The sequence below is a fragment of the Pseudoalteromonas sp. T1lg65 genome (genome assembly GCF_051930985.1).
In the GTDB taxonomy this organism is placed as follows: domain Bacteria; phylum Pseudomonadota; class Gammaproteobacteria; order Enterobacterales; family Alteromonadaceae; genus Pseudoalteromonas.
The window spans coordinates 680,555-687,500 of sequence record NZ_CP196837.1 but is presented as its reverse complement, the minus strand read 5'-3'; the positions used below and the strand labels follow the sequence as shown (position 1 = coordinate 687,500).

The following is a 6,946-nucleotide window of genomic DNA, read 5'->3' as shown; positions in this document are numbered from 1 at the left end:
TCTTTTTCTACTTGATTATCTGCATCGAATGTAGAGTAGAAACCGTAAATTTTTGCATTTTTAGCAAGTTTATAATCGACACCAACAGAAATACCATCCACTTCATCACCATTGTCAGGGTCAATAACTTGGTACTGTGCTTTAAGCGTTGCACTACCTAATTTGTAAGCTGCATTTACCAAGTAGCCGTCTGCTTCACCTGAACCATTCACTTTCTCTTGTGTTTGGTACATAGCACCAAGTTTTAGCGCATCTATTTTACCTTGAACAGATAGACGGACTGCATCATACCCTTTTACTTCACTGTCTACGGCCATTGCGACATATATATTGCTAGATTTAAATGCACTGTCACCGTACGTCAGCGCTGCTGAATAGCCATTTTCGCCTTCGGCACTGTCTTCAGCGATAAAGCTACCTAGCACTCTGAAGTTATTAAAGCTTGCTGACTTGTAAGAAACAGAATTACCGAGACGGTTTTCACCCTTGAATAAAACTTTAATGTCACCTTCTAAATCATTGAACAAATCAAGCTTGCCCTGTGATTGTTTAAAAGCGGTATCATTCCTACCAATTACAACTTCACCAAAGCTTCCTTTTAAACCGACATATTGGTTTCTCGCACTAATATTGTCATCGCCATTTTTCGAATCAGCGTCTGAAACATCAACTTGGAATTCAAGCTTGTAGATTACCTCTAGTCCAGAGTCTAACTTTTCTGATCCTTTGAAACCAAAGCGAGAAGCATTACTTTTAATCTCTGTAAATGAGCCGGCGCCATCATCAGATGACTGCACTGACACATTGGCCTTACCATACACATTTACTTCTGCATTTGCTTGAAATGCTAAAGCACTAAGAAGTGACAGAGCTAATGCCGATTTAGTCAGATTCATGTTATTACCCTCAGTATCGCAACACGTAATTTTAAAACAGGCGAATTTTGACAGTGTAAAATGACAAAAATATTACACTTGAAGCCTTATTGAAAAAAAAGTGACATTTAATATTAAGAATACCGTAATAAAAAAGTCATTTTAGGGACGAAACCGTAACAAAACTACTGTGACAACGTACCTAGCAATCCCACTATAGTCTCGATCTGTTCTATCTGCTCATTGTCTTTATGATATGCAATAAATATTTCCCGAGAGTTACTCTCTACTTCTTCAATATGATAAAGCTGACCATTTTCAATTTGCTCTAAAGCGAGCACTTCTGGAACAAATGCTGAACCGCCGCATTGCAATATCAGATCTAATGCAATACGTCCGGTACTTGTTCTAAAATAAGGGGGCGTTGCACCATTAAAATGCTTTGCGTGCCACAGTGAAAACGCAGTTCCCCAGTCAACATATACATACTGCCTATCAAAAAAGTCTTCTTTTGTTGTCGAGTCGAATGTGCTTACGGGAATTATTGCCAAATCACGAATTGACTTTACAATCAGTTCATCTACTTTTGGCGGGTCAAACAGTACTGCTAAGTCCAAGGTTCTCTCTAACAACAGCCTTGTACTTTCTTGCTGTGCTTTAATTTCGGCGACCAAAGATACGCCAGGCATTGCAGAAACAATATGATTAATACCAAATTGCAAAAATGCATCCCAAATATTTGGCGTACCACTTAAAGATATCTGTTTATGCATGGTGTTAGCTAGCGCAACATCTACTTTCGCCCTTTGCATCCCTGTAAGTATCATTTTGGCGTGCGGTAACAGCCTTTCACCCGGTGCAGTAAGCTGTATATTATTCCTTTGCCGAATGAATAGATTAACACCTAAACTTTGCTCCAACTGCCTTATTCTGAAGCTCACAGCTGATTGAGTGATATATAGATTTTCAGCAGCGCGCCCAAAATGACGGGTTTTCACCACTTCGACAAAAGTTTTTAATAGATCTATGTCCATTTTTCTTCCTGACGATAAAAATTACTCGTTTAAAAAAAGTTGATTATTGATCCATACTCCTGCCAATTAGTAGCAGAGGACTCCGTTATGGATCACAACTTAGCAACTTTGAAAAATGCATTTGCAAGTCCCAGAGCCTTTTACGATGACGCAAACTTTCCCAGAGGGTTTAGCCGTAGTGGACATTTCACACTGCAAGAAGCGGAAATTCTCGAGCAAGTAGGCGCAACACTAAAGAGCTTATACAGCAAAGCACTAGAACCGCAAAATAGTTTTCAATCTCAGTTTGTTCAGGTAATGGAAGGTGTTATCCCCGCAACAAACCAAATAGAGAAAACGTGGACCAAATATTTGAAACTCACAACCTGTAAAACCAAATTTCATACGTTATTTGGTCGCTCAAAGGTTGAGAATGACAACAGCGTTGCCATCTCTGTAGACATCGACGACGAGCTGTAAAATTTGGGGGGCAATGTTAGTGCATTGCTCCTAACCTCTTCCAATTTATTCCCTTGCTATTGATTTCTCAACCATTTACGCTTAACTATATACATCAAAACTATCTGCGGTTTAACTGTGGCACGCAAAATTTTAATTATTGAAGATACGCCAACTATTGCTAGGGTACAGGCGCATATTGCAATAGCTATTGGGTATGAAGCTGACGTCGCAGGATCCCTGGCACAAGCCAAAGAGCTAATGGCTCATAATCGTTATTTTTGTGCCATTGTTGACTTTGTACTGCCAGATGCTCCCAAAGGAGAAGCGATACCATTTACCATCGCTAAGAGTATTCCTACTATTGTTATGACAGGAAACCTTGATGCGCAGACTCGAGAGATCGTCGAGCAACACCCTGTCATTGATTACATCACCAAAGAAAACAAACAAGCCTATCACTACCTTAGAAAGCAATTAGAGCGCCTACCTAGAAATGAAAAAGTTAAAACCCTTGTAGTTGATGACTCTAAGTCCAGTCGAACGTTGATTTCTGCGCTACTTAAGCGTCACAAGTATCAAGTCTTCGAAGCCGGTGATGGTATTGAAGCATTAGCGGTATTAAAAGAAGAGCCTGATATTTCGGTGATCATTACCGACAACGAGATGCCCAATATGCGCGGTGAAGAGCTATGTATTGAAATTCGCCGACTTTATACCGACGATGATAAAGCGATTATCGGTATTTCGGGGGTAGACTCAAATTCGGTGTCAACGCGATTTTTGAAAAATGGTGCGAATGACTATTTGCGAAAGCCGTTCAACCCAGAAGAATTTTACTGTCGCTTAAGCCAAAACGTCGACACGTTAGAGTACATTCAAACCATCCGTCGTCAGGCAAATACCGACTACTTAACTTCGCTACCTAATCGTCGCTATTTCTTTACTCATGTCGATAAAATGCTTACACGTAGAGCAAAGAAAGGCCAACCATGTCGCCTCGCCATGATTGATATTGATAAATTCAAACTTATCAATGATGAACACGGCCATGACTGCGGTGACGCAGTTTTACAAGCGCTCGGGACAGCGTTTGTAAAACATTTTGATATTGCCTTGGTCGCCAGGCTTGGCGGAGAAGAATTTGCTATCTTCTTTGACAATGAAGAGCAACAAAAGTGTATTGAACGACTTGAAGCGTTTCGCTTATTCCTAGAGAAAAACTCTCGCTCATTAACAACTCAAGGGATTCATTTTACGATTTCAATTGGTCTTGCCGAGCTGGTAACTAATAGCATAGACCAATTGATAACACTGGCTGATAGTAAACTGTATGAAGCCAAAGAAGCGGGTAGAAACCAGTTAATTTGCTAGCGGTTTAGTTTTATTCCGGAACGAATCCCAGCTAAACAAAGCAAGGGCCGTCCAGATAAATGCAAAAGTGACCACTCTTTCTGCGCTAAAGGCTTCACCATATACTACTACTGCTAACACAAACATTAGACTTGGCCCGATATACTGGAAAAAGCCTAAAGTTGAGTAAGGAATGCGTTTTGCCGCGCCAGTAAAGCAAAGTAAAGGCAGTGTTGTGACAACCCCAGCGCTCACCAATAACACATTCAAATACCAATCATTTATCAGCATATCACTCGTTGCTGTTGGTTCCATCCAAAACCAGTAGGCAATGGCAACGGGCAGTAAAATAAGCGCTTCAAGCAGTAGACCTGGTAAAGACTCTACAGCCAGCTTTTTACGAAGCAAACCATAAACTGCAAACGAACAAGCCAGTGAAAATGCAATCACTGGGAATGAACCAAAGCTGACTAGCTGTAACAACACACCTAAAATAGCCAAGCCCACCGCAATGCGCTGTGGCTTCCGTAATTTTTCAGCTAAAAATAGCATGCCAAGCAGTACGTTTAATAATGGGTTGATGTAATAGCCCAAGCTCGCATCAAGCATATAGTTATTATTGACAGCCCAAATAAACAACCCCCAATTAAAGCCAAGCAAGGCTGCGGTCAGCGTCAGCATTGCCATTTTTTTGGGAGACGTGATAATCACTTTCACTTTGTCCCATTGCTTGCGCAGCAAAATAATGACCGCGATGAAAAGTACCGACCAAATAATTCGGTGTGCTAAGATTTCTAGCGCATCGACTTGGGTTAACTGCTTAAAATAAATGGGTGCGATTCCCCACATCAGAAATGCCATTATTGCCAGAATATGGCCTTTCTTCTGTTCGTGATCTGCTGTCATGGTGACCTTACATTATAGAAGTAATGAGGAGCGCGGATTATACAGTTTTTCACCACCTATCGCGATGAAAGTTTATTGACATTAAGGGCATCCCCCAGAAAACCAGTGAAACAATGCCTCTCTCCCTGTTGTGCAGCTAAAAAGCAAAGACAAAACCAGAAAAAGACTCTAGAATAGCCGCGATGGAAAGCCTCAATCCCAACTCAATTAAAGACCCTCACACGGTACTACAAGACGTTTTTGGCTATAGCACTTTTCGCGATGGTCAGTTAGACATTATTAATGCCTGTCTCAATCGTCAGGATACGCTTGTTTTGCTGCCAACCGGTGGTGGAAAGTCGCTATGTTACCAAGTTCCGGCTGTGATCCTTGAAGGATTAACTGTCGTCGTATCACCGCTTATTTCGCTCATGCAAGATCAAGTTGCACAGCTCAAGGCCATCGGTGTTGAAGCCGACTTTATTAATAATGCGGTCGATTGGGAGCAGCAGCAAAAAATCTATAACGCCATCAGTGATGGTCAGCTTAAGCTACTATATGTTGCGCCAGAGAAAGTGCTGCAACGAGACTTTTTAAACCGCTTGCAGAACTCAGTAGTTAGCATGTTTGCAATTGATGAAGCCCACTGTGTTTCTCACTGGGGACATGACTTCAGGCCGCATTACTATCGTCTCAATGAACTGCGTCATTATTTTCCAACAACACCGATGATGGCGCTTACGGCTACAGCAGATTTGGCGACGCGCAACGACATTACCTCGCAGTTGGGCATGCAGAGCCCATTTATCTATACCGGGAGTTTTGACCGTCCGAATATTCGTTACACCATTGAAGAAAAGTTTAAACCGTTATCACAGCTAATACGCTATCTAAAAGAACAACAGGGTCAGAGCGGGATTATCTATTGTAGTAGTCGAAAACGGGTTGATGATATATCGGAAAAGCTGGTTGATGCCGGCTTTAACGCTGCTGCATATCATGCCGGAATGGATAACGATCAACGTGCCTTTGTGCAAAACAGCTTTGCCCGAGATGATATCACCATCGTCGTCGCCACTGTTGCATTTGGCATGGGAATTAACAAGTCAAACGTACGTTTTGTAGTGCACTATGATATCCCCAAAAGTATTGAGGCTTACTATCAAGAAACCGGTCGAGCTGGCCGTGATGGGCTAGCAGCAGAAGCGATTATGTACTTTGATCCCGCCGATATTGGTCGAGTAAGACGCTTTTTTGAAGACATTCCAGACGAACAACGTAAAAAAGTCGAAGAGCAGCGCTTCAGCGCTATGTCTAGTTTTGCAGAAGCACAAACCTGTAGAAGACAGATTCTACTGAACTACTTCAGTGAATATAAAAGAGAAGCTTGTGGAAACTGTGATATTTGCTTAAACCCTCCCAAACAGTTTGATGCCACCACCGTTGCCCAGCAGGCATTGTCTTGCGTTTACCGTGCAGAACAACGATTTGGCTTGGGCTATATTGTTGATTTATTGCGCGGCGCAAACACCGTCAGAATTCGAGAGCAAAACCATCATACCCTCTCAACATACGGCATTGGAAAAAGCCATAGTAATGAATTTTGGCTGAGTATTTTGCGCCAGCTTATCCATCATGGATTGCTATCACAGGACATTACCCAAGGTGCCACGTTACGCTTAACCGAAGCCGCCAGGCCGGTATTACGTGGTGAATATAGTTTACAACTGGCAGAGCCACGACTCGTTGCCCGTCACGTCTATCAAGACAAGTTGGCTAACTTTAACTACGACAAAAAACTGTTTGCCAAATTACGCGCCCTTCGTAAAGAGCTTGCTGACGCAGATGATGTACCACCTTATGTAGTCTTTAGTGATAAAACATTGGCAGAAATGGCACAACAAATGCCGACCAATGACAGCGAATTCCTAAAAGTATCGGGGGTTGGCTTTACCAAATTAAGTAAATACGGCGCCCCATTTATGCAACTTATCAGAAACTATTTGGAACGAAACTAATGACTCAAATCACTTTTGATACTAAACACCAACTACTTTTAGTTGCGCTCGATGTGCCGTTGAACGATGACGAGTTTGAGTTATGGGGAAAAATATTTCTTCACCATGATGACATTGAGCTAACTGAATTTAACCAAGGTGCAGATAGACATCAATGGCGATTTAATTATCAAAACAGCTCCTTTACCCTAAACTTCGAGCATTACAGCGAGAGCATTTGGGTGTCTGCAGAAGGTGCCGACGCAGAGCAAAAACTGCAAACTCTGTATACGCAATTATTGCCACAAAAGTAAGTACCCACTTTTATAAAGCTCTTATATTGGTTTCCCCCTTTATTTGTAAC

General features: G+C 41.9%; 7 protein-coding genes (1 of these 7 only partly in view). 4 read left to right on the top strand and 3 right to left on the bottom strand.

The annotated features are described in order from the left end of the window. On the bottom strand, window positions 1-896 hold the 5' portion of the coding sequence (locus tag ACSLBF_RS02955) for a porin (protein ID WP_440055133.1). The gene continues 34 nt to the left of window position 1, outside the view; the window shows 896 of its 930 coding nt (coding positions 1-896); it begins with the start codon at window positions 894-896; its stop codon lies off the left edge, out of view. A gap of 164 nt (window positions 897-1,060) precedes the next feature. Further along, window positions 1,061-1,909 (bottom strand): LysR family transcriptional regulator, encoded by an 849-nt coding sequence (locus ACSLBF_RS02950; protein ID WP_440055132.1) that lies wholly within the window; start codon window positions 1,907-1,909, stop codon window positions 1,061-1,063. An 87-nt stretch (window positions 1,910-1,996) separates the two neighbouring features. On the opposite strand from ACSLBF_RS02950, the gene maoP reads away from it, so the two are divergent. Beyond that, complete coding sequence (gene maoP / locus ACSLBF_RS02945; RefSeq protein ID WP_440055131.1) at window positions 1,997-2,368, top strand: DUF413 domain-containing protein; 372 nt, start codon at window positions 1,997-1,999, stop codon at window positions 2,366-2,368. A gap of 117 nt (window positions 2,369-2,485) precedes the next feature. Then, a complete protein-coding gene (locus tag ACSLBF_RS02940) occupies window positions 2,486-3,721 on the top strand; it encodes a diguanylate cyclase domain-containing protein (RefSeq protein ID WP_440055130.1) in 1,236 nt (411 codons plus the stop codon). On the opposite strand, the gene rarD is transcribed toward ACSLBF_RS02940, so the two are convergent. Then, entirely contained in the window at window positions 3,710-4,606 is an 897-nt protein-coding gene (gene rarD, locus ACSLBF_RS02935) for an EamA family transporter RarD (RefSeq protein ID WP_440055129.1), read from the bottom strand. The two genes, ACSLBF_RS02940 and rarD, sit on opposite strands and share 12 nt — an antisense overlap. 182 nt (window positions 4,607-4,788) lie before the next feature. On the opposite strand from rarD, the gene recQ reads away from it, so the two are divergent. Together recQ and ACSLBF_RS02925 are read left to right on the top strand one after the other, a co-directional pair. Next, window positions 4,789-6,603: a DNA helicase RecQ gene (gene recQ / locus ACSLBF_RS02930; protein ID WP_440055128.1), complete on the top strand. Its 1,815-nt coding sequence runs from the start codon at window positions 4,789-4,791 to the stop codon at window positions 6,601-6,603. Then, a complete protein-coding gene (locus ACSLBF_RS02925) occupies window positions 6,603-6,896 on the top strand; it encodes a DUF3630 family protein (protein ID WP_440055127.1) in 294 nt (97 codons plus the stop codon). Before recQ ends, ACSLBF_RS02925 begins: the two co-directional genes overlap by 1 nt. Window positions 6,897-6,946 lie beyond the last annotated feature (50 nt).